This is a genomic window from Cuspidothrix issatschenkoi CHARLIE-1 (assembly GCF_002934005.1).
Classification (GTDB): Bacteria; Cyanobacteriota; Cyanobacteriia; order Cyanobacteriales; family Nostocaceae; genus Cuspidothrix; species Cuspidothrix issatschenkoi.
This window is the reverse complement of the sequence record NZ_PGEM01000183.1, coordinates 1-2052: the sequence shown is the minus strand read 5'-3', so window position 1 is coordinate 2052 and position 2052 is coordinate 1. Positions and strand designations below refer to the sequence as shown.

Here is a 2052-nt window from a genome sequence, read left to right as displayed (position 1 = left end):
AGGAACAAGTCGAAATGACACCATTACTGGTGATAGCCAAAACAACCAACTCTCTGGTAATGCAGGAAATGATACCCTCACTGGTGGTGCTGGTAACGACACCCTTAATGGTGGTGCAGGTAATGATACAGCAAACTATAGCCAACTTGGACAAAGCATAACCTTATCACCAACAGGAAACATCACTAAAGGTGGTGGACTAGGAAATGATCAACTGATTCAGGTAGAGACAATTATTGCTGATGCCAGTGCGGTTAATAATACCATTGATGTATCCACTGCGGGGGATGCAGCCTCTATCAACGTCAATTTACAAACCCAACAATTGACTGTCAATGGTGTACCGGGAGTGGGAACATTCACGGTCATCAATTTTGATCATGTTCTAGGAACAAGTCAAGATGACACCATTACTGGTGATAGCCAAAACAACCAACTTTTTGGTAATGCTGGTAATGATACCCTTAATGGTGGTGCTGGTAACGATAACCTCTATCTGGGTTTAAATGATGCTGTGGTAGATATCGTTAACTATGCTTCTGGTGACGGTGCAGATACTATTTATCAGTTTGTGCGTGGTGTCGGTGGAGATCGAATCAACTTTACTGGTATTGCTAATATTGATGTAGTCACATTAGGTACTAATACTTTACTCCGTGTCGGTGATAATATTCTTGGTAATCCTGATTTTGGCACTGGTACACTATTAGCCACTTTCTCAGCAACAACAGGGTTTACTGCTGCTGATGTGAATGTAAATCTATTTGGTAGTAATTTCCTCTTTAGTTAATAACTGATTCTCTGAAAAAGAATGTAGAGACGTTTCATGGAACGTCTCTACAACGGTTGCAAATCCTATTTAGGGGTTGCTGAAAAAGTTGTCTGTGAGGAGAGGGAACAGGGAACTCTTAACTGGGAACAGTTTCAACTATCTTGTCCTAAAAATATTCGCGCTGATCAATAGGAAATCTATTGACCGAAAATAATGGGATACAATAATTAAAAACCAAAAGATCCCCGACTTCTCTAAGAAGTCGGGGATCTGACCTTGGGAATGTTCACAAACTTAAAACTTATAACTCAAAACCTGAATTTCCGTCTTTCCTGGCAAATTCTGGGAGTTAATCACCACAGCATCACTATTACTCCGGCGGACATTTATACCCGGCATTAAAGCGAGAAAATCATCAACTGGGGTAATATCACACTGGTTAGGATCAGCCCCTGGGGTGCGGTAATGGGTGGGAATAACTAACTTAGGATTTAAAACTGCAATAGCATCCTTTGCCTCTTGGGCAGTATAAGCTTTAGCACTACCGCCCACGGGAATAAATAACACATCAGGACTACCCATAAGGATTTTTTGTTCTAGGGTAATAGGCGCAGCCAGTCCTCCCAAGTGGAGGAGATTAATTCCTCCTTGGGTCAATTTCCAAACTATATTTTTACCAAATCTTTTACCACCATTGCGATCATGATCTGTGGTAATACCTTGGAACCTCACCCCGCGAAAGTCATAGACTCCGGGCTGATAAACTAATTTAGGATTTCCCACTACTTGATCGATTCCACCTTCATCTAACAGTTGACTACTAATTAATACCAAATCAGCCGCAACTTTTGGCGGACGATATTTAGCTGTACATCCTGCCGTGAGAAAAGGATTAATGAGGATTTTGGCCTTGTTAGTAGTCAACAAAAAGCAAGTATGACCTAACCACTGAATTGATACACCACCAGATTGAGCATTTACTGGAACTTGAGCAGTTAAATTAGTAATTACAGCCGTGACTAAACCCGCACCAGTATAGCCTATCAATTGTCGTCGTTTCATCTAAACCTCCAGGAGACCCCCACCAAAACTGTACTCAGTTTGGTGATGGGAGGAATGGAGGGTTAACTGTGAAACGTCCCTTGAGTAATCTTGTGCGCCAGCACAAACAACGAAAGGGACAGTTGAGCAATTAATAAATCTTTGATTTTCCATATTTGTAACAATCTTTTTCAGTGTTTAAAACAAATACTTTGGACATAATATTTTGCTCCGAAGAG

General features: G+C 41.0%; 3 protein-coding genes. 2 read left to right on the top strand and 1 reads right to left on the bottom strand.

What is annotated here, in order from left to right; translation table 11 throughout:
• The coding region (locus CUN59_RS19425; RefSeq protein WP_368731936.1) for a calcium-binding protein at nucleotides 1–790 on the top strand (790 nt) is incomplete at its 5' end.
• Nucleotides 791–826: 36 nt separating this feature from the next.
• A complete protein-coding gene (locus tag CUN59_RS21580) occupies nucleotides 827–964 on the top strand; it encodes a hypothetical protein (RefSeq protein WP_165790237.1) in 138 nt (45 codons plus the stop codon).
• A gap of 102 nt (nucleotides 965–1066) precedes the next feature.
• Here the strand turns inward: CUN59_RS21580 and CUN59_RS19420 are convergent, their stop codons facing one another.
• The gene (locus CUN59_RS19420) at nucleotides 1067–1834 is read right to left on the bottom strand and encodes an MBL fold metallo-hydrolase (protein ID WP_104389380.1); all 768 of its coding nucleotides are present in this window, start codon (nucleotides 1832–1834) and stop codon (nucleotides 1067–1069) included.
• Nucleotides 1835–2052 lie beyond the last annotated feature (218 nt).

Coding starts and splice junctions, on each gene's coding strand:
- CUN59_RS19420 (WP_104389380.1), bottom strand. CDS start 1,834: ATGAAACGACGACAATTGATAGGCTATACTGGTGCGGGTTTAGTCACG.
- CUN59_RS21580 (WP_165790237.1), top strand. CDS start 827: ATGGAACGTCTCTACAACGGTTGCAAATCCTATTTAGGGGTTGCTGAA.